Source organism: Agromyces ramosus (genome assembly GCF_030817175.1).
GTDB classification, from domain to species: Bacteria; Actinomycetota; Actinomycetes; order Actinomycetales; family Microbacteriaceae; genus Agromyces; species Agromyces ramosus_A.
The window spans coordinates 3,490,600-3,512,843 of the sequence record NZ_JAUSYY010000001.1 but is presented as its reverse complement, the minus strand read 5'-3'; the positions used below and the strand labels follow the sequence as shown (position 1 = coordinate 3,512,843).

Annotated in this window: 25 protein-coding genes; 6 read left to right on the top strand and 19 right to left on the bottom strand. The window is 70.1% G+C overall.

Annotated features, from left to right (window positions below):
- Window positions 1-5: 5 nt before the first annotated feature.
- Window positions 6-614 carry a class I SAM-dependent methyltransferase gene (locus QFZ26_RS16465; RefSeq protein WP_307044029.1) on the top strand — a complete coding sequence of 203 codons (609 nt, stop codon included), beginning with the start codon at window positions 6-8 and terminating at the stop codon, window positions 612-614.
- Between the two features lie 7 nt (window positions 615-621).
- On the opposite strand, the gene dapF is transcribed toward QFZ26_RS16465, so the two are convergent.
- The 15 genes from dapF to QFZ26_RS16390 all read right to left on the bottom strand — a co-directional run bounded on the left by dapF (window position 622) and on the right by QFZ26_RS16390 (window position 16,018).
- Window positions 622-1,503 carry a diaminopimelate epimerase gene (dapF, locus tag QFZ26_RS16460; RefSeq protein WP_307044027.1) on the bottom strand — a complete coding sequence of 294 codons (882 nt, stop codon included), beginning with the start codon at window positions 1,501-1,503 and terminating at the stop codon, window positions 622-624.
- 4 nt (window positions 1,504-1,507) lie between these two features.
- Window positions 1,508-2,428, bottom strand: a complete 921-nt coding sequence (gene miaA / locus QFZ26_RS16455) for a tRNA (adenosine(37)-N6)-dimethylallyltransferase MiaA (RefSeq protein WP_307044024.1) — start codon at window positions 2,426-2,428, stop codon at window positions 1,508-1,510.
- A 1-nt stretch (window position 2,429) separates the two neighbouring features.
- Entirely contained in the window at window positions 2,430-4,025 is a 1,596-nt protein-coding gene (miaB, locus tag QFZ26_RS16450; RefSeq protein ID WP_307044022.1) for a tRNA (N6-isopentenyl adenosine(37)-C2)-methylthiotransferase MiaB, read from the bottom strand.
- Window positions 4,026-4,037: 12 nt separating this feature from the next.
- Entirely contained in the window at window positions 4,038-4,874 is an 837-nt protein-coding gene (locus QFZ26_RS16445; RefSeq protein WP_307044020.1) for a regulatory protein RecX, read from the bottom strand.
- A gap of 35 nt (window positions 4,875-4,909) precedes the next feature.
- The gene (gene recA / locus QFZ26_RS16440; protein WP_307044018.1) at window positions 4,910-5,977 is read right to left on the bottom strand and encodes a recombinase RecA; all 1,068 of its coding nucleotides are present in this window, start codon (window positions 5,975-5,977) and stop codon (window positions 4,910-4,912) included.
- A 263-nt stretch (window positions 5,978-6,240) separates the two neighbouring features.
- Window positions 6,241-6,486 carry a DUF3046 domain-containing protein gene (locus QFZ26_RS16435; RefSeq protein WP_307044015.1) on the bottom strand — a complete coding sequence of 82 codons (246 nt, stop codon included), beginning with the start codon at window positions 6,484-6,486 and terminating at the stop codon, window positions 6,241-6,243.
- Window positions 6,487-6,556: 70 nt separating this feature from the next.
- On the bottom strand, window positions 6,557-6,865 hold the full coding sequence (locus tag QFZ26_RS16430; RefSeq protein WP_022893434.1) for a helix-turn-helix domain-containing protein: 309 nt from the start codon (window positions 6,863-6,865) through the stop codon (window positions 6,557-6,559).
- A gap of 172 nt (window positions 6,866-7,037) precedes the next feature.
- Window positions 7,038-7,556, bottom strand: coding sequence for a CinA family protein (locus tag QFZ26_RS16425; RefSeq protein ID WP_307044014.1), 519 nt, complete (start codon window positions 7,554-7,556; stop codon window positions 7,038-7,040).
- Window positions 7,557-7,564: 8 nt separating this feature from the next.
- Entirely contained in the window at window positions 7,565-8,170 is a 606-nt protein-coding gene (pgsA, locus tag QFZ26_RS16420) for a CDP-diacylglycerol--glycerol-3-phosphate 3-phosphatidyltransferase (protein WP_307044012.1), read from the bottom strand.
- Between the two features lie 72 nt (window positions 8,171-8,242).
- Window positions 8,243-11,146, bottom strand: coding sequence for an FtsK/SpoIIIE family DNA translocase (locus QFZ26_RS16415; RefSeq protein ID WP_307044010.1), 2,904 nt, complete (start codon window positions 11,144-11,146; stop codon window positions 8,243-8,245).
- Between the two features lie 10 nt (window positions 11,147-11,156).
- On the bottom strand, window positions 11,157-11,783 hold the full coding sequence (locus tag QFZ26_RS16410; RefSeq protein ID WP_307044007.1) for a GNAT family N-acetyltransferase: 627 nt from the start codon (window positions 11,781-11,783) through the stop codon (window positions 11,157-11,159).
- Window positions 11,784-11,847: 64 nt separating this feature from the next.
- Window positions 11,848-13,524, bottom strand: coding sequence for a ribonuclease J (locus QFZ26_RS16405; RefSeq protein ID WP_307044005.1), 1,677 nt, complete (start codon window positions 13,522-13,524; stop codon window positions 11,848-11,850).
- Window positions 13,525-13,610: 86 nt separating this feature from the next.
- Entirely contained in the window at window positions 13,611-14,585 is a 975-nt protein-coding gene (dapA, locus tag QFZ26_RS16400) for a 4-hydroxy-tetrahydrodipicolinate synthase (RefSeq protein ID WP_307044003.1), read from the bottom strand.
- 63 nt (window positions 14,586-14,648) lie between these two features.
- A complete protein-coding gene (locus QFZ26_RS16395) occupies window positions 14,649-15,212 on the bottom strand; it encodes a dihydrofolate reductase (RefSeq protein WP_307044002.1) in 564 nt (187 codons plus the stop codon).
- Window positions 15,209-16,018 (bottom strand): thymidylate synthase, encoded by an 810-nt coding sequence (locus tag QFZ26_RS16390; protein WP_307044000.1) that lies wholly within the window; start codon window positions 16,016-16,018, stop codon window positions 15,209-15,211. The genes QFZ26_RS16395 and QFZ26_RS16390 overlap by 4 nt, the downstream gene beginning before the upstream one ends.
- Before the next feature lie 119 nt (window positions 16,019-16,137).
- Between QFZ26_RS16390 and QFZ26_RS16385 the strand changes: the two genes are divergently transcribed.
- The 4 genes from QFZ26_RS16385 to QFZ26_RS16370 are packed head-to-tail and all read left to right on the top strand — an operon-like array spanning window position 16,138 to window position 18,441.
- Window positions 16,138-16,602 carry a thioredoxin family protein gene (locus tag QFZ26_RS16385; protein WP_307043998.1) on the top strand — a complete coding sequence of 155 codons (465 nt, stop codon included), beginning with the start codon at window positions 16,138-16,140 and terminating at the stop codon, window positions 16,600-16,602.
- Window positions 16,589-17,056 (top strand): DUF4395 domain-containing protein, encoded by a 468-nt coding sequence (locus QFZ26_RS16380; RefSeq protein ID WP_307043996.1) that lies wholly within the window; start codon window positions 16,589-16,591, stop codon window positions 17,054-17,056. The genes QFZ26_RS16385 and QFZ26_RS16380 overlap by 14 nt, the downstream gene beginning before the upstream one ends.
- A gap of 54 nt (window positions 17,057-17,110) precedes the next feature.
- Window positions 17,111-17,533 (top strand): OsmC family peroxiredoxin, encoded by a 423-nt coding sequence (locus tag QFZ26_RS16375; protein ID WP_307043994.1) that lies wholly within the window; start codon window positions 17,111-17,113, stop codon window positions 17,531-17,533.
- Window positions 17,534-17,535: 2 nt separating this feature from the next.
- Complete coding sequence (locus QFZ26_RS16370) at window positions 17,536-18,441, top strand: TIGR01777 family oxidoreductase (protein ID WP_307043992.1); 906 nt, start codon at window positions 17,536-17,538, stop codon at window positions 18,439-18,441.
- Here QFZ26_RS16370 and QFZ26_RS16365 read toward each other — a convergent pair.
- Window positions 18,413-18,853, bottom strand: a complete 441-nt coding sequence (locus tag QFZ26_RS16365; protein WP_307043990.1) for a tetratricopeptide repeat protein — start codon at window positions 18,851-18,853, stop codon at window positions 18,413-18,415. The two genes, QFZ26_RS16370 and QFZ26_RS16365, sit on opposite strands and share 29 nt — an antisense overlap.
- The gene (dapB, locus tag QFZ26_RS16360) at window positions 18,850-19,596 is read right to left on the bottom strand and encodes a 4-hydroxy-tetrahydrodipicolinate reductase (protein ID WP_307043988.1); all 747 of its coding nucleotides are present in this window, start codon (window positions 19,594-19,596) and stop codon (window positions 18,850-18,852) included. The genes QFZ26_RS16365 and dapB overlap by 4 nt, the downstream gene beginning before the upstream one ends.
- A gap of 89 nt (window positions 19,597-19,685) precedes the next feature.
- Between dapB and QFZ26_RS16355 the strand changes: the two genes are divergently transcribed.
- Complete coding sequence (locus QFZ26_RS16355; RefSeq protein WP_307043986.1) at window positions 19,686-20,165, top strand: GNAT family N-acetyltransferase; 480 nt, start codon at window positions 19,686-19,688, stop codon at window positions 20,163-20,165.
- A gap of 16 nt (window positions 20,166-20,181) precedes the next feature.
- On the opposite strand, the gene QFZ26_RS16350 is transcribed toward QFZ26_RS16355, so the two are convergent.
- Complete coding sequence (locus QFZ26_RS16350) at window positions 20,182-20,784, bottom strand: histidine phosphatase family protein (protein ID WP_307043984.1); 603 nt, start codon at window positions 20,782-20,784, stop codon at window positions 20,182-20,184.
- Between the two features lie 30 nt (window positions 20,785-20,814).
- The gene (locus tag QFZ26_RS16345; protein WP_307043982.1) at window positions 20,815-22,200 is read right to left on the bottom strand and encodes a M16 family metallopeptidase; all 1,386 of its coding nucleotides are present in this window, start codon (window positions 22,198-22,200) and stop codon (window positions 20,815-20,817) included.
- Between the last annotated feature and the right edge of the window lie 44 nt (window positions 22,201-22,244).

Below are 22,244 nucleotides of genomic sequence, written 5' to 3'. Positions count from 1 at the left end.
CCTGTATGGGCTCCGATCACTATTTCTCCTCGTCTCCCGCGAGCGAACGGAACACCCGCACCATCCGGGCGGTGCTCGCCGGCCGCGAGGTCGAGCTCACGACCGCCGGCGGCGTGTTCAGTCCCGACCATCTCGATGAGGGCACTCACGTGCTGCTCGACACCGTGTCGCCGCCGCCCTCGACGGGAAACCTCCTCGACCTCGGCACCGGCTGGGGGCCCATCGCCGTGAGTCTTGCGCTGCAATCACCGGATGCCTCGGTGTGGGCCGTCGACGTGAACGAACGCGCCCTCGACCTCGTGCGGCACAACGCCACCCGACTCGGCCTCCACAATGTCAACGCGATGCTGCCCGACGATGTTCCCGCCGGGCTCCGATTCGCCACGATCTGGTCGAACCCGCCGATCCGGGTCGGCAAGGTCGAGCTGCACGCCATGCTGTCGCGCTGGCTGCCGCTGCTCGACGATGGGGCCGACGCCTGGCTGGTGGTCGCCAAGCACCTCGGCGCCGAGTCGCTGCAGCGCTGGCTCGGCGACGATCTCGGCCTCGATGTCGAGCGCGCTGAGACCTCCAAGGGCTTCCGCGTGCTCAAGGCTCGTCGCCCCAGCGCCTGAGACCGGATCAGGCGAGAGTCAGCACTCCATCGAAGACGAGCTCGGCCGGACCTGACAGTGCCACGTGCTCACCGTCGTCGGCCGCGAACATGCGCACGCCGAGCACGCCGCCCGGCACCTGCACACGCCAGTCGCTCGGTGCCGACGCGCCCGCCCAGTGCCGCACCGCGAGCGCCGAGGCCACGGCGCCGGTGCCGCAGGAGAGGGTCTCGCCCGAGCCTCGCTCGTGCACGCGCATGCGGATGCGGCCGACACCCTCTTCGACGAGCGGGTCTGCCGGCACGACGAACTCGACGTTCGCACCCGCCTGGGGCACCGGGTCGAGGATCGGCTGGTAGGCGAGGTCGAGACCGTCGAGCTCTTCGTCGTCGGCGAGGGCGACCACCACGTGCGGATTGCCCACGTCGATGCCGAGTCCGGGGCGCGCCACGGGCAATTGCTTGGCACGCACGAGCGGCTCGCCGCCCGCGAGGCGCCACCGGCCGAGATCGGCTTCGAATCCGCCCTTCGTCCGGGTGACCCGGCGAACGCCCGCGCGCGTGCCGATCGCGATGGATGCCCCGGCGTGAAGCTCGGCGAAACCCTGGTCGAGCAGGTACTTCGCGAAGACCCGGATGCCGTTGCCGCACATCTCCGACACGGTCCCGTCGGCGTTCCAATAGTCCATGAACCAGGCCGCCTGCGGATCTTCGGCCAGCGCCGAGGCACCGGCGTCGAGGTTCGCCGAGCGGACGGCGCGGATGACTCCGTCGGCGCCGACCCCGAAGCGGCGGTCGCAGACCGCGGCGATCTGCGTCGGCGTGAGCTCGTTCTCGCCTTCGGCGTCACTGAACAACACGAAGTCGTTCCCCGTGCCCTGGCCCTTGGTGAACCGCAGATCGAACGACATTGCCTCAGTCTATGGCTGCCTGGCGCGCCAGTTCGGCGCGCCGGGAGGAGCCGTCGGCAGCGTCGATCGTCGCGGCGTCGCGGTAGCGCTTGAACCAGCTCACCTGCCGCCTCGCGTACGTGCGGGTGAGCTGCTGGGTCTCGGCGATGGCGTCACCCCGTGACATCCGGCCCTGGAGCTCGGCGAGCGCCTGGGCGTACCCGATCGCCTTGCGGGCCGTGATCCCGCGCTCGATTCCACGCGGGATCAGCTGGCGTGCCTCCTCGACGAGGCCGGCCTCCCACATCGTCTCGACACGGCGGTCGAGACGCTCGACGAGGGAGGTGCGATCGCTGCGCAGGTGCACGACGCGGTGCGGCCGCCAGGCGATCGGCTCCTCGGGAAGTCGCGCGGCGTTGGGTTCACCCGTGAGCTCGATGACCTCGAGGGCGCGCACGACGCGGCGCCCGTTCTGCGGGTCGACGCTCGCCGCGGTCTCGGCGTCGAGCGCCCGCAGACGCGCATGCAGGAGCCCGGGACCCTGCTCGGCGAGCTCGGCCTCGAGTCGCGCGCGGATCGCGGCATCCGTGCCCGGGAACCGGAAGTCGTGGATGACCGACGACACGTAGAGGCCGGACCCGCCCACGAGCAGCGCGACGCCGTCGCGATCGAGGATGTCGTCGATCGCCGCGCGCGCGGCGACCTGGTACGCAGCAGCCGATGCCTCTTCGGTGACGTCGAGCACGTCGAGCATGTGGTGCGGCACGCCGCGGCGCTCATCGGGCGGAAGCTTCGCGGTGCCGATGTCCATGCCCCGGTAGAGCTGCATCGCGTCGGCGTTCACGACCTCGGCGGCGCGGCCGGCCCGGTCGAACTCGGCGGCGAGATCGAGCGCGAAGTCGGACTTGCCGGTGCCGGTCGCCCCGACGATCGCGATGATCGTCACGTCAGCGCTGGGCGTCGGTGGGATCGTAGATCGGCATCGTGCCGACGCCGGGTGAGACGAGCGGTTCGGTGTCGCGGACGCGCAGCACCGGCAGGCCGAGCGACACACGGCCGGCGGCGGATGTCCCGGAGTCGCCGGGGACGGCACAACTCTCGGCCTGCGCCCGGTCCCACGCCTCGCCCGCACGTGTGCGCCGGATGCGGAGCGGTGCGTCGTCGATGGAGTCGGCGATGAGGTGGAACGGCGCCGCCTGCGTGATCGTCACCGAGACGACATCACCGGGCCGCGGAAGCTCGGACCCCTCGGGGACCTCGAAGTGCACGAGCCGGCTGTCTTCGGCGCGACCGCTCATGCGGTGCGTCTCGGAGTCCTTCTTGCCCTCACCGGTGGCCACGAGCACCTCGACGGGCTGCCCGATGAGCCGCTGGTTCTCCTCCCAGGAGATGCGCTCCTGCAGGGCGACGAGCCGCTCGTAACGCTCTTGCACGACCTCCTTCGGCACCTGCTCGTCCATCGTCGCCGCCGGCGTGCCGGGGCGGATGGAGTACTGGAACGTGAACGCGGAGGCGAAGCGCGCTGCTTCGACGACGCGGAGGGTCTCTTGGAAGTCGGCCTCGGTCTCGCCCGGGAAGCCCACGATGATGTCGGTCGAGATCGCGGCGTTCGGGATCTTCGCCCGTACGCGGTCGAGGATGCCGAGGAACTTCTCGGAGCGGTAGGAGCGGCGCATGGCCTTCAGGATGCGATCGGAACCCGACTGGAGCGGCATGTGCAACTGCGGCATCACCGCCGGCGTCTCGGCCATCGCGTCGATGACGTCGTCGGTGAAGGCCGCGGGATGCGGGCTCGTGAAGCGGATGCGTTCGAGGCCGTCGATCTGGCCGGCGGCCCTGAGCAGCTTGCTGAAGGCCTGGCGGTCGCCGAATTCGACGCCGTAGGAGTTGACGTTCTGGCCGAGGAGGGTGACTTCCACGACGCCGTCGTCGACGAGTGCCTGCATCTCGGAGAGGATCTCGCCCGGACGGCGGTCCTTCTCCTTGCCGCGGAGGGCCGGCACGATGCAGAAGGTGCACGTGTTGTTGCACCCGACGGAGATGGACACCCAGCCGCTGTAGGTGGAGTCTCGCTTGGTCGGCAACGTCGACGGGAACACTTCGAGTGCGTCGAGGATCTCGAGCTGGGCCTCGTCGTTGTGGCGTGCGCGTTCGAGCAGGGTCGGCAGCGAGCCCATGTTGTGCGTGCCGAAGACGACGTCGACCCAGGGCGCCTTCTCGAGGATGACGTTCTTGTCCTTCTGGGCGAGGCATCCGCCGACCGCGATCTGCATGCCCGCGTGACGGCGCTTGACGCTCGCGAGATGCCCGAGATTGCCGTAGAGCTTGTTGTCGGCGTTCTCGCGCACGGCGCACGTGTTGATGACGACGATGTCGGCTTCGGCACCGTCGGCCGGCACGTAGCCTGCGGCTTCGAGCGAGCCGGAGAGGCGCTCGGAGTCGTGCACGTTCATCTGGCACCCGAAGGTGCGGACCTCGTAGGTACGCGGCGCGGGCGACGTTTCGGTGGCCTCGGCGCGCGAGACCTCGTGAAGGGTGCTCATGATCGCACCAGTTTACGAGCCCTCGGCCGCGAGTGCCGCCGACACCGCCTCGCGCACGACGTCGCCGGGGTACCCGCGACGGGCGAGGAATGCCGAGAGGCGCCGCTCGGCGGTCTGGCGGTCGAGTCCCGTGAGCTGGCGCGCCCGCCGAGCCGCGACGGCCCGGGCGTTCTCGAGCTCGGTCTCGGGATCGAGCTCGTCGACCACGGTGCGCGCGATGGAGGTGTCGACCCCGCGTCGCCCGAGCTCCTGCATGATGGCGCCGCTTCCGCGGCCTCGGCGCACGCCGTGGCTGTGCACGACCTGCTCGGCGAGCCGCGCATCGTCGAGGTAGCCGAGTCGTTCGTAGCGCTCGATCCACTCCTCGACTTCGACGTCGTCGAGCCCGTGTTCGACGAGCACGGAACGCACCTCGGCGACGGAGAGCGCCGATCGCCGCAGTCGCGAGACGACCAGGCGATCGATGCGATCGTCTCGCTCGGCGCCGGTCTCGTCGAGCGCATCGGCCGAAACCTGACCGTCACGTGCTGCGCGCCGTGACGATGCCCCTCGCCTCGACCCGAACCCGTTGCCGCGGGAGTCGCCTGCCGCGACGACGGGAACCGCGGCGTCGACCAGGTCGCCCCCGTCGGCTTCGCCTGCGTCATCTCGGGATGGGGCTTCGGCCGCTTGCAGAGCGTCGGTCCGCTCGGGCTCCGTCGCTCTCGTCGACGGTCGAGCCGTCTCGGCGTGCTCGACCGAGCCGTCGGACTCGACGGCACGGTCGGCGGCCGGTGCGTCCGCAGACGGCTCTCGCACCCATGGCAGGTAGGTGACCGGCGCGAGGCGCCCCGATGACACGTTGTTCATGGCACTCCCCTCGCCGGTCACCTGCGTTGCACCGCTCAGGCGCCCTTGCGGCCGAGCTTGGGCTCGATCGATTCGACCTTCAGCGGCGGAACCGCGGCGATCGCGGGCTGCCCGATGCCGAGCTTGACGAGGATCTTCTGCTCGATGTCGGCGGCGATGTCGGGGTTCTGCAGCAGGAAGTTGCGAGCATTCTCCTTGCCCTGCCCGAGCTGGTCGCCATCGTAGGTGTACCAGGCACCCGATTTCTTCACGATGGCCTGGTCGACGCCGTAGTCGATGAGGCTGCCCTCACGGGAGATGCCCACGCCGTAGAGGATGTCGAACTCGGCCTGCTTGAAGGGCGGGGCCATCTTGTTCTTGACGACCTTCACGCGGGTGCGGTTGCCGACCGCATCTGTGCCGTCTTTCAGGGTCTCGATGCGACGGATGTCGAGGCGCACCGAGGCGTAGAACTTCAGCGCCTTGCCACCCGCGGTGGTCTCGGGGCTGCCGAAGAATACGCCGATCTTCTCGCGCAACTGGTTGATGAAGATCATCGTCGTGTTGGTCTGGCTGAGCCCACCGGTGAGCTTGCGGAGCGCCTGCGACATCAGGCGTGCCTGCAGACCGACATGCGAGTCGCCCATCTCGCCTTCGATCTCGGCGCGCGGCACGAGCGCAGCGACCGAGTCGATGACGATGAGATCGATGGAGCCCGAGCGCACGAGCATGTCGGCGATCTCGAGCGCCTGCTCGCCCGTGTCGGGCTGGGACACGAGCAACGCGTCGATGTCGACGCCGAGCTTCTTCGCGTACTCGGGGTCGAGCGCGTGCTCGGCATCGATGAACGCCGCGATGCCGCCGGACTTCTGGGCGTTGGCGATGGCGTGCAGCGTGAGCGTGGTCTTGCCCGATGACTCGGGACCGTAGATCTCGACGATGCGACCGCGCGGAAGCCCGCCGATGCCGAGCGCCACGTCGAGGGCGATCGAGCCGGTGGGGATGACCTCGACGGGAGCGCGATCTTCGCTGCCGAGACGCATGACCGAGCCCTTGCCGAACTGGCGGTCGATCTGCGCGAGTGCCGTCTCGAGTGCTTTCTCGCGGTCTGCTGGTGATGCCATTGGTGGGGCTCCTTCGATGCTCGATTGCTGCTGCCTATAGGCTGTCGTTCCACGTTGCGGGCCGTGACCCGCGGCGTCTCGCGACAAGGCGTTTGCGGTGTGTTCCGACGCATCGACCGTATGACCGGCCACCGACATCCGACGCCCTGATCGACGGGGATGTGCAGAGTTGCGTTGTTCCTCCTGCTGTTGAGGAGCCTACCGCAGCGCCCGAACGCATGTTCGAAGGATCGCCCGCGTGTCGAACACGTCTTCGGGCCGGCTCAGCCGCGTCCGCGCGCCCGCGCCTCGCCCGGCACGGGGCGTCCGGCGCCGTGCCGACGGGACTCGGGGACATCCGTCGCATCGCAGAGCGCGAGCCAGACCTGGCGAGGGGGCACTCCGTCAGCCAGGGCCTCACGGGCGGTGCGGCCGCCCAACGTCGCGAGCACGAGGTCGTTCACGACGACGCCGCCGTAGCCCGCGCCGAACTCATCGTCGACCGCGACCTGGAATTCGCTCAGCTTCATCGGCGTCTCCCGGACGAGCGATCGGCCGGTCCGAGGACCGGCCGATCAGCGTTCGTGTGGTGGTGGGTGGTCAGCGGACCATCATGTCTGCGTCGAACTCGGCGACGAGCTCGTCGGGCAGGCTGTCGGGCACCACTGAGAGGCCCTCGAGTACCGCGATGCGGTCGCCGACCTCGTGCATGATCACCGAGATGGGCGTGTCGAGCGCGTCGGCCACGGAGGCGAGGATCTCGGAAGAGGCCTCTTTCTGGCCTCGCTCGACCTCGCTCAGGTAACCGAGCGCGACACTGGCCTTGGACGCGACCTGGCGAAGCGTGCGACCCTTCTGCAGGCGGAAGTCCCTCAGCACATCGCCGATCTCCTGTCGAACCAGAACCATCGGGAACCTCCTTCTCTCTGCCTGCGACTCCGCCGGAGTCGGAATTGGGAGCGCCAGTCTACCTGACTCTCCGTGGTTCCAATCTAGCGTTGCACACTGGGCCTTTCGTGTGAACCTGCCACATGTAACAGGGTGTTCACGAAGACTATTCCGCCGGATCGGAGCGAGACGGTCAGGTGCCGCGTCCGTCGTGGGCGAGTCGTGCGCGGACGGCACCGATCGCGGCATGGACCGTGGCCGACCTGATCGCGGCGCGGTCGCCGGTGAGTTCGAGGGCGGTCACCTCGACGTGGTCGCCCATCGCGACGCCGACGAAGACGGTGCCGGGCGATCGGCCGTCTTGCGGGTCGGGACCGGCGACGCCGGTCGTCGCGACGCCGACGTCGGCGGGCCGGCCGTCGACTGCGCAGACCAGCCGCACGCGGTCGGCCATCTGGCGAGCCACGTCGGGATCGACCGCGCCGCGCTCGGCGAGCAGCTCTTCGGCGACGCCGAGGAGGGTGCGCTTGAGCGGCGTGGCGTACGCGACGATGCCGCCGTTGAACGCGATCGACGCTCCGGGTACGTCGACGAGCGCAGCGGCCAGGAGCCCCCCGGTGAGTGACTCCGCGGTCGCGATCGTGAGTCCGCGCTCGGTGAGCGTCCGGATGAGCTCGACGCTCGCGGCATCCGGGCCGTCGTGACGGGACATCCGCTCGCTCACTTCAGGGGTCGCCGTGCGGCACGCGCGAGCTGCGCGGCATCGCGGACGTAGAGCAGGCCCGACCAGATGGTGAGGATCACGGCCGCGGTCATGAGGACGCCGTTCACCCAGTGCACCCACTCGCCGAACACGGTCCAGAGCGGGACGAGCGCGAACGAGATCGCGACCGATTGCACGATGGTCTTGAGCTTGCCGCCGGATGACGCGGGCACCACATTGCCCCGACGCAGCTCCACGAGACGCCACACGGTGATGCCGATCTCGCGGACGAGGATGATCGCCGTGACCCACCACGGCAGCTCGCCGAGGATCGACAGGCAGACGAGCGCCCCGCTCGTGAGGAGCTTGTCGGCGATCGGGTCGAGGATCTTGCCGAGGTCGGTGACGAGACCGCGGGACCGCGCGAGCCAGCCGTCGACCCAGTCGGTGGAGATCGCGATGATGAACAGCACCGCACTCCACCACCGCAGCGGGCCGTCGGCCCCGCCATCGGCGAGGAGCAGCCAGAACACCAGCGGCGCCATCAGGATGCGCACGACCGTGATCACGTTGGGGAGGTTCCAGTTCGCCGAGCGCCCGGGGGTACCGGCGGAGGAGGTCATACGCCCAAGGATAGCGGGGCACGGATGCCGCAGCTCGGCCCGGAGGCCGTTGGGCGTCGTGCCACGGCGTCGTCAGTCGCGGCCGGTGAGGCCCCACGCGTCATCGTCGGAGTCGCCCTCGACCTCGGGCAGCCCCTGGCTCGACTGGGCGACTGGATCGCCGTCGTACCGCGCGTCGGGAGCGCCGTAGGACTCGGTGCCGCCGATGCCGCCGCCGAGCGGGCCGGTCGATTGGGAGACTGCGCCGCCGGAAGGCGCTGCAGCGTGCGCTGCCACGGGCTCTTCACCGCGCAGCCGCGCGAGCACTCCGGGCAGCTGCTCGACCGTGACGAGGACGTCGCGCGCCTTCGATCCCTCGGAGGGACCGACGATCTCGCGGGACTCGAGGAGGTCCATGAGCCGGCCGGCCTTCGCGAACCCGACGCGGAGCTTGCGCTGCAGCATCGACGTCGAGCCGAACTGCGTCGAGACGACGAGCTCGGCCGCGGCGAGCAGCAGCTCGAGGTCGTCGCCGATGTCGGAGTCGATCTCCTTGCGCTCGACGGCCGCCGCGACATCCTGCCGGTACTCGGGTCGAGCCTGTCGGGTGACGTGCTTCACGACCTTCTCGATCTCGGCCTCGCTGACCCACGCGCCCTGCACGCGGATCGGCTTCGACGCACCCATGGGCAGGAAGAGCGCGTCGCCCTGGCCGATGAGCTTGTCGGCGCCGGGCTGGTCGAGGATGACGCGGGAGTCGGTGACGCTCGTGACCGCGAAGGCGAGTCGCGAGGGGACGTTCGCCTTGATGAGGCCGGTGACCACGTCGACCGACGGCCGCTGGGTCGCGAGCACGAGGTGGATGCCCGAGGCACGCGCGAGCTGGGTGATGCGCACGATCGAGTCCTCGACGTCGCGAGGGGCGACCATCATGAGGTCGGCGAGCTCGTCGACGACGACGAGGAGGTACGGGTAGGGCTTGAGCTTTCGCTCCGAACCGGCCGGGAGCACGATCTCCTCGTTGACCACGGCCTTGTTGAAGTCGTCGATGTGGCGGAACCCGAACGACGCGAGGTCGTCGTATCGCATGTCCATCTCCTTCACGACCCAGGAGAGGGCCTCGGCGGCCTTCTTCGGGTTCGTGATGATGGGCGTGATGAGGTGCGGCACGCCGGCGTAGGGCGCGAGCTCGACGCGTTTCGGGTCGATGAGCACCATGCGCACGTCTGACGGCTTCGCGCGCATGAGGAGCGAGGTGATCATCGAGTTCACGAAGCTCGACTTGCCGGAGCCCGTCGAACCCGCGACGAGCAGGTGGGGCATCTTCGCGAGGTTCGCGACGACGTAACCGCCGCCGACGTCTTTGCCGACGCCGATGGTCATGGGATGGTTCGCGTTCGCGGCGTTGCCCGAACGCAGCACGTCGCCGAGCGTCACGATCTCACGGTCGGCGTTCGGGATCTCGATGCCGATGGCGCTCTTGCCCGGGATCGGCGAGAGGATGCGCACCTCGTTCGAGGCGACGGAGTAGGCGAGGTTCTTCGACAGGGCGGTGACGCGCTCGACCTTCACGCCCGGACCGAGCTCGATCTCGTACTGCGTCACGGTCGGGCCGCGCGAGAAGCCCGTGACCTTCGCGTCGACCTGGAATTGCTCGAGTACCCCGGTGATCTGGCGGACCACGTCGTCGTTCGCCGCGGAACGCGCCTTCGCGGGCGGGCCTGCAGCGAGGGTCGATGCGGCCGGGAGGTGATAGGGCCGGTCGGGCATCGCCTGCGCTTCGGGTGCGACTGCCGCCGGAACCGCGTCGCCGCTCGTGCCGGCTGCCTGGCCGGCGTCGGCCGGATCATCGAACACGGCGAGCACCGACGTCGCCCCGCCGTCGTCACCGCGAAGGCCCGTGCCGCCACGGGGCACGTCACCCGTGAACTGCTGCAGGGCGGACTCGGCTCGCGCGAGGTCGCCGAGCACTTCGGTGCCGTACGATGCCGGTCCGCCGACGCCCTCGAGCGGCGTCTCGAAACTGCCGGCCGCCGAGCCGGGGCCGAACACCTCGGTGAGCCCCTCGAGGCCGGTCGGCTCGAACGCCGGGCTCTCTTCGCGGTTGGAGTCGTTGCGGCGCCACCACGGCACGAGCCCGGTGTGCTCGGCCTCGTCGGCATCGGCGGGGCCGTCGATGCCGTCGAGTTCGGTCTGCACGGCCTTCTTGCGGTCGCGCCGGGACGGCTTGGTCGGGGCATCCGTCACCGCCTCGTCGCCCGCGGGTGCGCCGAACAGCCACGTGTAGAGCTCGCGGAATCGCGCCGGGATGCGAGTGGGCGGGGTCTTCGTGATGATGAGCACGGCGAGCAGGAGCAGCAGGATCACGACGATGGTGGCACCCGCCGGCGTGATGAGCAGCACGAGCGGTGCCGCGAGCATCCAGCCGAGGATGCCGCCTGCGCGAGCCAGCACCGCCATGCCCGCGCTCGGCTCGGGCTGGCCGCCGAAGAGGTGGCAGAGCCCCGACACCGTGAGGAGCAGGAGGCCGAGGCCGATGCCGATGCGCGTGTTGTCGTGCACCGAGCTCGGGTGCCGGAACAGCCAGACTGCGAAGAGGAGCATGATCACCGGCAGTGCGAACGCGACGCGGCCGAAGAGGCCCCCGAAGGTCCACGAGTCGAGCGCCTGTGCGACGGGCTCGTTGATGAAGAACCACTCGACGACCGCACCGGCGATCGCGAGCACGACGATGAAGAACGGCAGGCCGTCGCGCCGCTCCTCTTTCTGGAGCGTCTCTGGCCCGAGCGCGCGGGCCGCCCCGCCCGTGAGGTGCGCGAGCCCCATCCACGCCCGCACGAGGAGGTTGGGCTTCTCGGGCGCCGCCGGGGCGCGCTTGGATGCCGCCGCCCCACGGGTCGTCGAGGCGGGCAGCTTCTTCGTGGGTGCGGTTCGAGTGCTCGAGCCACGCGTCGACGTGCCCGAGGCACGACCGTTCGACCTGGTGCTCGTAGCCATGCTCCCCACATTAAGGCCGCCCGCCGACTCGCGCCGTCAGGACGCCGCGAGTGTCTGCGATCGGCCGACCAGAAGAAGGTGGCGCCGACGCCCGCGGTTCGGCGACTCCCGGGCCGATCGACGCGCTTTCGACCCGCAGCCGGATCAGCCGAGGACGCGCACCATGGTGTCGCGTCCGGCGACGGATGCGACGGACCGCGAACCCCTCAGTGCGGTAGAGGGTCTGCGCGAAATTGCCGTGCTCGACGCTCAGGGTGAGGCGGGCGAAGCCGGCAGCGCGGGCGGCATCCGTCAGCTGTCGCATGAGGGCACGGCCCACGCCCTGCGCGCGCCAGAGCGGACGGACGCCGATGATGAGCTCGGGCACCCCCGTCGCGACGAAGCCGTACGCCCGGGCGTCGGCGGCGAAGAGGCGGTACCACGCCGCGCCCATGGCGCGACCGGCTCGATCGACGGCGACGAAGCCACGGTCGGCGGGACGCTGCCAGCCGGCGATGTACCCACGGTGGACGGGGTCGGCGAGCACCGTCGGACGGGGTCTCGTGACCCCGGCGCGCCAGTTCGCCGCCTCGACCACCATGTCGGCGAGGAATGCGCCGTCGGAGGAGGTGGCCGGGCGGATCGAGAAGTCCACCATGGGCGGAGGCTACGCCATGGGTGTTTCGGCCGCGTTTCGCGCGCGGACGGCTCGTACCGGCCCGCTATGCCTCGATGACGAGCGGCACGAGCATGGGGCGACGGCGCAGGCGCCGGTTCACCCAGCCGCCGAGCACGCGGCGCACGACCTGCGAGAGGGAGTGCGAGTCGCGAACCCCGCTCTGCGCCGCCTCGGCGAGCGCGGCGATGATCTTCGGCTTGACGTCTTCGAACACCGAGTCGTCTTCGGCGAAGCCGCGCGCATGGATCTCGGGACCCGTGATGACCCGGCCCGTCGTCGCGTCGACGACGACGATGACCGAGATGAAGCCCTCTTCGGCGAGGATACGGCGGTCCTTCAGGTCGGCGTCGGTGATCTCGCCGACCGTGGAGCCGTCGACGTAGACGAATCCCAGATCGAGCTGGCCGACGACCTTCACGACGCCGTCGCGCAGGTCGTAGACCGTGCCGTTCTCGCCGATGAAGGTGTTCGCCTCGGGGATGCCCGTATCGCGAGCGAGCTTCGCGTTCGCGAACAGGTGCCGGAACTCGCCGTGGATCGGCAGCACGTTCTTGGGCTTCAGGATGTTGTAGCAGTAGAGCAGCTCGCCCGCCGCCGCGTGACCGGAGACGTGCACCTTCGCATTGGCCTTGTGCACGACGTTCGCGCCGAGCTTCGTGAGCCCGTCGATGACGCGGTAGACCGCGTTCTCGTTGCCCGGGATGAGGCTGGAGGCCAGGATGACGGTGTCCCCTTCGCCGACCTCGATCTGGTGGTCGCGATTGGCCATGCGCGAGAGCACCGCCATCGGCTCGCCCTGCGAACCCGTCGACATGTAGACGATCTGGTCGTCGGGGATGTCGCCGGCCTTCTTGTAGTCGATGAGCACGCCCTCGGGCACCTTGAGGTAGCCGAGTTCGGCGGCGATCGTCATGTTGCGCACCATGCTGCGGCCGAGCAGCGCGACACGGCGGTGGTTCGCCCACGCGGCGTCGAGCACCTGCTGCACGCGGTGCACGTGACTCGAGAAGCTCGCGACGATGACGCGGCGTGGTGCACGGTTGATGACCTCGTCGAGCACCGGGCCGATGGAGCGCTCGAGGGGCGTGAAGCCCGGGACGTCCGCGTTCGTGGAATCGACCATGAACAGGTCGACGCCCTCTTCGCCGAGCCGTGCGAACTCGCGCAGGTCGGTGAGCCGGCCGTCGAGGGGAAGCTGGTCCATCTTGAAGTCGCCGGTCGCGAGCACCGTGCCGGCGCTCGTCTTGATCGCCACGGCGAGCGCGTCGGGGATCGAGTGGTTGACCGCGATGAACTCGAGCCGGAACGGCCCGATCTGCTCGGCCTGGCCCTCTTTCACCGTGAGGCTGTAGGGCTGGATGCGGTGCTCCTTGAGCTTCGCCTCCACGAGCGCGAGGGTGAGCTGCGAGCCGATCAGGGGGATGTCGGCGCGCAGCCGCAGGAGGTAGGGCACGGCGCCGATGTGGTCTTCGTGGCCGTGCGTGAGCACGACGCCGACGACGTCGGCGATGCGCTCCTTCAGGAAGCCGAAGTCGGGCAGGATCAGGTCGACGCCCGGCTGGTGCTCCTCGGGGAAGAGCACACCGCAGTCGACGATGAGGATCTTGCCGTCGATCTCGTAGCTGGTCATGTTGCGGCCGATCTCCCCCAGGCCGCCGATGGGGATGATGCGAAGTGTTCCGGTTTCGACCGGGGCAGGTTCGATGACGACGTCGGGCATGTGCCCTCCTTACGTTGCGGTGTTCAGTTCAGTGCGGCCGTTCAGGGCCGCGGATGTCTCGGGGGCGCGAACGCCCGAGGGTGCGCTCAGCGCGTGGTGCCCGCCACCTTCGGCAACGCGCCGCCTGCGGCGGCGTTGCGGTCGGGACGGAAGTTGTGGAAGTCGACGCCCGCGATGCCCTGCACGAGGTCGATCTCGTCTTCGATGAGTGCGGCCTCCCATTCTTCGGGGCCGACGAGGGGAAGCCGCACACGCGGGCTCGCGATGCGCCCGAGGCCGTGCAGGATGTACTTCACCGCGACGGTGCCGGGCACGTGCGTCATGACCGCGCGTACGAGCGGCTCGAGCTGGCGATGCGCGGCCGTCGCGGTCGCCAGGTCGCCCGCGTTCACAGCGTCGATGATCTGGCGGTAGGGCGCCGGCGCGATGTTCGACGTCACGCCGATGAGCCCGGTGGCGCCGATCGCGAGGTGCGGGAGCACGTTCGCGTCGTCGCCCGAGAAGTACATCAGGTCGGTCTGGTTCAGCACCCGGCTGACCTCGGAGAAGTCGCCCTTGGCGTCTTTCACCGCCAGGATGTTCGGATGCTTCGCGAGGCGCAGGATCGTCTCGTACTTGATGGGCACGCCCGTGCGACCCGGGATGTCGTAGAGGATGACCGGGAGGTCGGTGGCATCGGCGACGAGCCGGAAGTGCGTGAGGATGCCGGCCTGGGTGGGCTTGTTGTAGTACGGCGTCACGATCATGATGCCGTCGGCACCGGCCTGCTCGCTGTGCTTGTACAGTTCGATCGCGTGCGCGGTCTCGTTCGAGCCGCCGCCCGTGATGATCTTCGCGCGACCGGCCGCGACGTCTTTGCCGACCTCGACGAGCCTGATCTTCTCGGGGTCGGTGAGCGTCGACGTCTCGCCCGTGGTGCCGGTGACGACGATGCCGTCGGCCCCGGCCGTGATGACGTCGTCGATGTGCTTCTCGACTCCGGGCCAGTCGACTTCGCCGTCTGCCGTCATCGGCGTGACGAGTGCGACGAGCACTTGTCCGAAGGGATTCTCAGAAGTCACGCCCTCCAGCGTATCGGTTCGCGCGCACCCGATCCGGCGCAGGCCACCCCGCGGGAGTGGAGCTCAGGCCCGGGCGTAGCTGAGGAAGCGGTAGCGGATGCCGGAGCGCGAGACGTGCGCACCCTCGGGTGGATCGGCGGCAGTGAGCCGGAAGGGAGCGGGAATGGCCGGCGCGAGCACGTCGCCCTCGGCGGCCGCGAACGCGCCGGCGTCACCGTCGTCGTGGCGAAGCTCGGTGACCTCGAGCCGATCGGCTCGGTCGACGACCGCAGTGAACAGCTCGGCGCCTCCGATGACCCACACCCACTCGTCGTCGCCCTCGGCCGCGAGCTCGAGTGCCGCCTCGCCCGATGCGGCGGTCTCGGCGCCCTCGGCGGACCAGTCGGCCCGCCGGGTGACGACGATGTTGCGGCGGCCGGGCAGCGGCCGGAACCGCGGCGACAACGACTCCCAGGTCTTTCGGCCCATGATCACCGGAGCACCGAGGGTGATCTGCTTGAAGTGGGCGAGATCTTCGGGCACGTGCCAGGGCATGCCGCCGTCGCGGCCGATGACACCGCCCTCGGCCTCGGCCCAGATGAGCCCCACGCGGGGCGACGAGCGGCCAACGTCGCCGGCAACGCTCATACGGCGACCGCGGCACGGATAGCCGGGTGATGCTGGTAGTCCTCCACCACGAAGTCGTCGAACTCATAGCCGAAGAGCGAGTCGGGCGTGCGGGCGAACCGCAGCGTGGGTGCCGGGAAGGGCGTGCGCGTGAGCTGCTCGGTCACCTGCTCGACGTGGTTGTCGTAGATGTGGCAGTCGCCGCCGGTCCAGACGAAGTCGCCGACCTCGAGCCCGGTCTGCTCGGCCACCATGTGGGTGAGCAGCGCGTACGACGCGATGTTGAACGGGACCCCGAGGAAGAGGTCGGCACTGCGCTGGTAGAGCTGGCACGAGAGCTTGCCGTCGGCCACGTAGAACTGGAACAGCGCGTGGCAGGGAGCGAGCGCCATGTCGGGGATGTCGGCGGGGTTCCACGCCGACACGATGAGCCGGCGTGAGTCGGGATTCGTGCGGATCTGCTCGACGACCTGCGAGATCTGGTCGATGACCTCGCCCGAGGGCGTCGGCCACGAGCGCCACTGCACGCCGTAGACGGGACCGAGCTCGCCCGAGGCATCCGCCCACTCGTCCCAGATGGTGACCCCGTGCTCGCGCAACCAGCCGACGTTCGACGAGCCCTGTAGGAACCACAGCAGCTCGTAGGCGATCGACTTGAAGTGCACGCGCTTCGTGGTGACGAGCGGGAAGCCCTGCGAGAGGTCGAACCGCAGCTGGCGCCCGAACACGCTGCGCGTGCCCGTGCCGGTGCGATCGGTCTTGTGCGTGCCGTGCTCGAGCACATCGCGCAGCAGGTCTTCGTAGGGCGTGGGAATCGTCTCGGCCATCGGGTCGATCGTAACCCCGCCCGCCGACAGCGAGCTGATGCCCCGGCGCGCGCCGCGGCAGCCCGTCATCGTCCGTCACACACCGCCGGCGGGGCATCCGCCCCACGTAGCATCACCGCATGGACTGGCCGGCTGCACTCATCGCGGGCGTCGCGCTGCTCGCGGCCGCGACCGCGGTCGGGCTCGTCTGGAAGGCGCGCACCGGCCGGGTGCGTGTCGCCTCCGGCACGGCCGCCCCCGGCCCTGCCGGCACGAGTGCCGCCGCTGCGCTCGACCTCGACGCCGACACGCTCGGAGACCGGGCCACGCTCGTGCAGTTCTCGACGGAGTACTGCAGCGGCTGCCGCCCGACCGCTCGGCAACTCTCGGCCGTCGCGGGTGACTACGACGGGGTGCGCCACGTCGAGATCGACCTCACGCACCGCGCCGACCTCGCGGCCCGGTTCGCGGTGCTGCAGACGCCGACGACCTTGATCCTGGGCGCCGATGGCGCGCTCACCGCCCGCATCGGCGGCGTCCCTCGTGCCGCCGCGGTGCGCCGCCATCTCGACACCCTCACCGGGAGGACCCATGTCCAGCACTGAAGCAGCCGAACCCGCCGGCATCGACCCGCGCGGCCCGCGATTCGCTGCAGCGATCACCGCGACGCTGTTGCTCGCGACCGTCGTGCTCGCCGTCGGAGGAGCGGAACTCGCCGCCTGGGTCCTGCTCGCCGCGCTCAGCGCCGTCTTCGCGTGGAGCGCCGTGGCCGGCGTGCGCCGCAACCCCTTCGGCGTGATCTTTCAGCGGCTCGTGCGCCCCCGGCTCGCGCCGCCGGCCGACCTCGAGGATCCGCGCCCACCGACGTTCGCCCAGGCCGTCGGGTTCGTGGTGACCGTCGCCGGCGTCATCCTGGGCGCGTTCGGGGTCGAGAACGCGGTGCCGATCGCCGCCGGGCTCGCCTTCGTCGCCGCCTTCCTGAACGCCGCGTTCGGGTACTGCCTCGGATGCCAGATCTACCTGCTGCTCGTGCGTGCCAGAGTCATCGCGAGGACCTGACACACCGGAGTCGTCGCGGGCTAGGCTGGGATCTCGGCTCGATGAGGAGGACCCATGGCAGTCACGAGTGAAGCGACCACCGTCTGGACCGGCACGCTCTTCGAGGGAGGCGGCAACGTCGCACTCGACTCGTCGGGCCTCGCCACGTTCGCCGTCAACTGGAAGGCGCGATCCGAGGGGCAGGCGAACACGACGAACCCCGAGGAGCTGCTCGCCGCGGCGCACTCGTCGTGCTTCTCGATGGCGCTCTCGCTCGCGCTCGCGCAGGCGGGCACGCCGCCCGAGAGCATCCAGACCACCGCGGCCGTCACGTTCGAGGCCGGCAAGGGCGTGCTCGGCAGTCACCTGCTCGTGAGTGCGCGGGTTCCCGGCATCTCTGAAGAGCAGTTCGAGGCGATCGCCGAAGACGCGAAGCGCAACTGCCCGATCTCCCAGGCGCTCAGCATCCCGATCACGATCGAAGCCGAACTCGCCTGACGGTGCGGGTGCTCGTCGCCGGCGCGTCCGGCTTCATCGGTACCGCGCTCGTCGAGCGCCTCCTCGCCGACGGGCACGAGGTGGTGCGCCTCGTGCGACGTCGGGCGCAGAGTCCCGACGAGGCATCCTGGTCGCCGACGGCCGGCATCATCGAGTTCACCGTCATGGACCGGGTCGACGCGGTCGTGAACCTCTCGGGTGCCTCGCTCGCCCGCCTGCCGTGGACGCGCTCGTACCGGGGCGAGATCCTCGACTCCCGGGTCGCCGCGACCCGCACCATCACCGACGCGATGCGCAAGGCCCGCAACCCGCCGGCGGTGCTGCTGAACGCGTCGGCCGTCGGGTACTACGGTGATCGGCCCGGCGAGCTGCTGACCGAGCACTCGAGCGCCGGAACCGGCTTCCTCTCCGATGTCGTCGCGAAGTGGGAGTCGGCGGCCTTCCTCGCCCCGGAAACCACGCGCACCGTCGTCTTCCGCACCGGCATCGTGGTCGGTCATGGCGGGGCGATGCAGCGGGTGGGCACCCTCACACGTCTCGGCGTCTCGGGACGGCTCGGCACGGGCGGCCAGCACTGGCCGTGGATCTCGCTCGACGACGAGGTCGGTGCGATCGCACACCTGCTCACGTCCCGTGTCGCGGGACCGGTCAACCTCTCGGGTCCCACCCCAGCGACGGCCGACCGCATCATGACCGCGATGGCCGAGCAGATGCACCGGCCCTACGCGTTCACGGTTCCCGAGCGAATGCTCGAGATCGCGCTGGGTCGTGCCGCCGACGAACTGCTGCTCTCGAGCCAGAAGGTGCGCCCGCAGCGGCTCATCGACGACGGCTACCGATTCCGGCACGCCACCGTCGAGGCGGCACTCGAGACGATGCTCAGCGGGCGGCGCGCTCCAGTTCGATAGCCTTCCGCACGGCCTGTCGGGCACGCCGGCGGTCGCCGGCGGCGTCGTAGGCGAGGCCGAGTCGCAACCACGCGCGCCACGATGCCGGCTCGGCGTCGACATCGGCGCGGAAGCCGTCGAAGGCCGCGGTGGCCGCGGAACGCTCGGGGCGACCGCTCGGCAATAGCGGGAGTCCGAGGTCGAGACCGCCTTCGGCGTCGAGCCGCTTCACGAGCGCCTGCGAGCGGATGCCGAACGCGAGTTCGCGCCAGATGGCCCACGCCGCGATGATCGGCAGCACGATGAGGGCGATGCCCATGGCCACACCGACCGGCTCTCCGGTCGAGACGAACTGCACGGCACGCCAGCCGACGAGCACCACGTAGACCGCGAGCAGCGCGGCCATCAGGAGCGCGCTGTACTTCGCGGTCATCGCGTAGGGAGGCCGAGGTCGAGCAGGGCATCGAGCCCCACGAGCACGCCGTCGGCCTCGGGCGCGCTGCGGAGCGCCAGCAGGATGCCCGCCTCGTACGAGGTCGGTGAGAGCGTCGAGTGCGTGATCGTGAGTGTCTCGCCCTCGCCGCCGAAGACGACGCGTTGCTCGGCGAGGAGCCCCGACATGCGCAGGCTGTGCACGGGCACGCCCGACACGAGCTGGCCGCGGGCGCGCTGGTCGGTGTGCGGCGCCGCGACGGGCCCGGCATCGCCGCGGGCGGCGCCGATGAGCTCGGCGGTGCGCACCGCGGTGCCCGACGGCGAGTCGACCTTGCTCGCGTGATGCGCCTCGACGATCTCGATCGAGTCGAAGAAGCGCGCGGCGAGGGTTGCGAACGCGGTGCCGAGCACGCTGCCGACCGAGAAGTTCGGGATGAAGAGCACGGCGCCGGCGTCGGCGTGGCCGCGCACGAAGCGGGTGATCTCGGCGATGCGGTCGCTCGACCAGCCCGACGTGCCGACGACGATCGGGATTCCCGCACCGGTCGCGAACTCGACGATGCCGGCGCTGGCACCCGGGTGCGTGACATCGAGCGCCACGTCCGCGCCGAGCATCTCGTCGAGGCTCGAGCGCGAGTCGAGCGCCGCATGCAATTCGAGATCGTCGGATGCCTCGATGAGCCGCACTGCCAGCTTGCCCATCTTGCCCGTCGCACCGGCCACGGCCACCCGTATCGTCACGGCACTCACCCTACCAAGGCACCGTGCGGGAGGGTTGCGGAGGCATCCGACCGGAATGCCGCCACCTCGGACACGAATAGGCTTGGAGCATGCTGCGCTTCCGAGAGGCCGACGTCACCGATGCCGACGGGCACGCCCTGCTCGAGGCGTACTTCGCCGAGCGCGCGGCCGGGTTCCCCGCCACACAGGGCGCGTACTCGCCCACGTGGCCGTCGAGCGCGCAGTTCACTCCCCCGGCCGGCGTGTTCCTCATCGTCGACGATGGCGACGAGGCGGTGGGTTGCGGCGGGGTTCGCCGCATCCAGCGACGCCCAGACACCAACGAGGTGCGCTTCGAGGTGAAGCACCTGTGGCTCGCGCCCACGGCGCGCGGGCACGGCGAGGGACGCCGACTGCTCGCGGAACTCGAGCGGCGGGCGCATGAGCTCGGCGCCCAGGAGGTCGTGCTCGACACGAATGCCAGCCTCGAAGCGGCCGGGGCCCTCTACCGCTCGAGCGGATACACCGAGGTCGAGCCGTACAACGCGAACCCGAACGCGACGCACTGGTTCGGCAAGCGCCTCGACTGACCGCCCGGACGGCGGGTCAGACGCCGTAGGCCTCAGGGAGTCCGGTGCGCAGCTCGGGCGGCAGGTGCGCGAGGTCGTTGTGCGTGACGAGGTTCCATGGCCTGCCCGACCGCTGGGTCAGTACCGTGAGCCCGCAGTTGGCCTGGTTGATGCCGACCCAGCGCCAGGCCGGTGCGTCGAGCACTTCGCGCACGAACCAGCCGATCACGAAGTTGTGCGTGATGAGGAGGTCGTGCCGGTCTTCGCGGTGACCGCGCAGGAACTCGGCGCGGGCGTCGGCCATCTGCGCGCTGCCGGCCTCGATCTCGGCCTCGGTCACCGACCCGAAGAACGGGTCGTACACCTTCGGCGTCTCGGGTGCGGGACCCGACGGGATGCAGTCGAACAGCAACGCCGACGGCTCGGGGTTCAGGGCCGGCATCTTCGCCGCGATGATCGCTGCCGTCTCGGTGGCCCGCTGAAGGGGCGAGTGCCACGCGTTGTCGAACGGGATGCCGCCGAGCCGCTCGCCGAGGAGTTCGGCCTGACGCCTGCCTCTGGGTGACAAGGGTCCGTCGGGCATGCCGTGCTCGGCATCGAGCTGTTCGCCGTGGCGGACGAGGTAGAGGTGGTGTGGCACGTGTATCGGTTCCTGTACTGCTCGGGCCGCTCAGGCGACGTCGATGCTCGGGGCGGCCTGGTCGACCGCGGTGCGGAACGCCGACTCGTCGATCGCGCCGACGGCGACGAGCGAGAACGGCCGGGCGGCGAGGTCGGCCGCGAGCGTCCGGACGTCGTCTTCGGTGACGAGTGCGATGCGGCGCAGCGCCTCGTCGAGGTCGACGAACTCGCCGAGGGTGAGCTCGGCGCGCCCGAGGCGGGACATCCGCGTGTCGGAGTCCTCGAGGGCGAGCGCCGAGGCACCCGCGAGCTGGCCCCCCGCACGCGCGAGCTCGTCGGCGGTGACGCCGTGCTCGGCGAGCCGTTCGAGTTCGGCGCGCATGAGCTCGGCGACGTTGCCGGCCTTGGCCGGTGCGCACCCGGCGTACATGCCGAACAGCCCCGCGTCGGAGTAGGCGGGCGCGAACGAGTACACCGAGTAGGCGAGTCCGCGACGCTCGCGGACCTGCTGGAAGAGCCGCGACGACATGCCCGACCCGAAGATCGCGTTGAGCACGCTCATGGTCGAGCGTCGCTCGTCGGTTGCGACGAGGCCCGGAACGCCGAGCAGCAGGTTCACCTGCTCGTTGGGCCGCTCGACGACGGTGAGGGGGCGGCCGACCGCGAGCGGCGAGCTGCCCGGCGAACGACGTTCGACCGGGGCATCCGTGACCGAGAGGTCCCAGCCGGAGGTCGTGAGCGCGCGCTCGAGCTCGGCGACGAGCACGTCGTGGTCGACGGCGCCGGCGACCGTGACCACGAGGTCACTGGGCCGGTAGTTGGCCCGGTAGTGCTCCCACACGGCGTCGCGGGTGGCGAGCCGGATCGCCTCGGGGCTGCCGCCGATCGGGCGACCGAGCGGATGCTCCCCCAGCACCGCTTCGAAGAACCGCTCGTTCGCCACGTCGGCTGGGTCGTCGCCGGCCATCGAGAGTTCTTCGAGGATGACGCCGCGCTCGTTCTCGAACTCGTCGGGGTCGAGGAGCGAGGAGGTGAACATGTCGGCGAGCACCTCGACGGCCATGGGGAGCTCTCGATCCTGCACCTTCGCGTAGTAGCAGGTGTATTCCTTGGCGGTCATGGCATTGTGCTCACCGCCGACCGCGTCGAACGAGATCGCGATGTCGAGTGCCGTGCGCGTCGCGGTGCCCTTGAACAGCAGGTGCTCGAGGAAGTGCGTCGACCCGTAGGTCGCCGGGTGGGCGGCTTCGGCGCGCTGCTCGTCGCGGGAGCCCACGGCGACCCAGAAGCCGACCGTGACGCTGCGGCTGCCCGGCACCTGTTCGCTGAGCACCCGCACGCCAGAGGGGAGGATGCTGCGCCGTACGCGCGAGTCGCCCGCCGCCTGGAAGGAGAGTTCGGACGTGCCGAGAGGGAGGTCGACGGCGCCGTTCATCGTGAACAGCCTATGGCACCGGCGTCGGGAACGCGCGGGTCGGA

Bases quoted from the DNA above. Each gene is read 5' to 3' on its own strand.
- QFZ26_RS16465 (WP_307044029.1), top strand. From the start codon at position 6: ATGGGCTCCGATCACTATTTCTCCTCGTCTCCCGCGAGCGAACGGAAC.
- dapF (WP_307044027.1), bottom strand. From the start codon at position 1,503: ATGTCGTTCGATCTGCGGTTCACCAAGGGCCAGGGCACGGGGAACGAC.
- miaB (WP_307044022.1), bottom strand. From the start codon at position 4,025: ATGAGCACCCTTCACGAGGTCTCGCGCGCCGAGGCCACCGAAACGTCG.
- QFZ26_RS16445 (WP_307044020.1), bottom strand. From the start codon at position 4,874: ATGAACAACGTGTCATCGGGGCGCCTCGCGCCGGTCACCTACCTGCCA.
- recA (WP_307044018.1), bottom strand. From the start codon at position 5,977: ATGGCATCACCAGCAGACCGCGAGAAAGCACTCGAGACGGCACTCGCG.
- QFZ26_RS16435 (WP_307044015.1), bottom strand. From the start codon at position 6,486: ATGAAGCTGAGCGAATTCCAGGTCGCGGTCGACGATGAGTTCGGCGCG.
- QFZ26_RS16430 (WP_022893434.1), bottom strand. From the start codon at position 6,865: ATGGTTCTGGTTCGACAGGAGATCGGCGATGTGCTGAGGGACTTCCGC.
- QFZ26_RS16425 (WP_307044014.1), bottom strand. From the start codon at position 7,556: ATGTCCCGTCACGACGGCCCGGATGCCGCGAGCGTCGAGCTCATCCGG.
- pgsA (WP_307044012.1), bottom strand. From the start codon at position 8,170: ATGACCTCCTCCGCCGGTACCCCCGGGCGCTCGGCGAACTGGAACCTC.
- QFZ26_RS16415 (WP_307044010.1), bottom strand. From the start codon at position 11,146: ATGGCTACGAGCACCAGGTCGAACGGTCGTGCCTCGGGCACGTCGACG.
- QFZ26_RS16410 (WP_307044007.1), bottom strand. From the start codon at position 11,783: ATGGTGGACTTCTCGATCCGCCCGGCCACCTCCTCCGACGGCGCATTC.
- QFZ26_RS16405 (WP_307044005.1), bottom strand. From the start codon at position 13,524: ATGCCCGACGTCGTCATCGAACCTGCCCCGGTCGAAACCGGAACACTT.
- QFZ26_RS16395 (WP_307044002.1), bottom strand. From the start codon at position 15,212: ATGAGCGTTGCCGGCGACGTTGGCCGCTCGTCGCCCCGCGTGGGGCTC.
- QFZ26_RS16390 (WP_307044000.1), bottom strand. From the start codon at position 16,018: ATGGCCGAGACGATTCCCACGCCCTACGAAGACCTGCTGCGCGATGTG.
- QFZ26_RS16385 (WP_307043998.1), top strand. From the start codon at position 16,138: ATGGACTGGCCGGCTGCACTCATCGCGGGCGTCGCGCTGCTCGCGGCC.
- QFZ26_RS16380 (WP_307043996.1), top strand. From the start codon at position 16,589: ATGTCCAGCACTGAAGCAGCCGAACCCGCCGGCATCGACCCGCGCGGC.
- QFZ26_RS16375 (WP_307043994.1), top strand. From the start codon at position 17,111: ATGGCAGTCACGAGTGAAGCGACCACCGTCTGGACCGGCACGCTCTTC.
- QFZ26_RS16365 (WP_307043990.1), bottom strand. From the start codon at position 18,853: ATGACCGCGAAGTACAGCGCGCTCCTGATGGCCGCGCTGCTCGCGGTC.
- QFZ26_RS16355 (WP_307043986.1), top strand. From the start codon at position 19,686: ATGCTGCGCTTCCGAGAGGCCGACGTCACCGATGCCGACGGGCACGCC.
- QFZ26_RS16345 (WP_307043982.1), bottom strand. From the start codon at position 22,200: ATGAACGGCGCCGTCGACCTCCCTCTCGGCACGTCCGAACTCTCCTTC.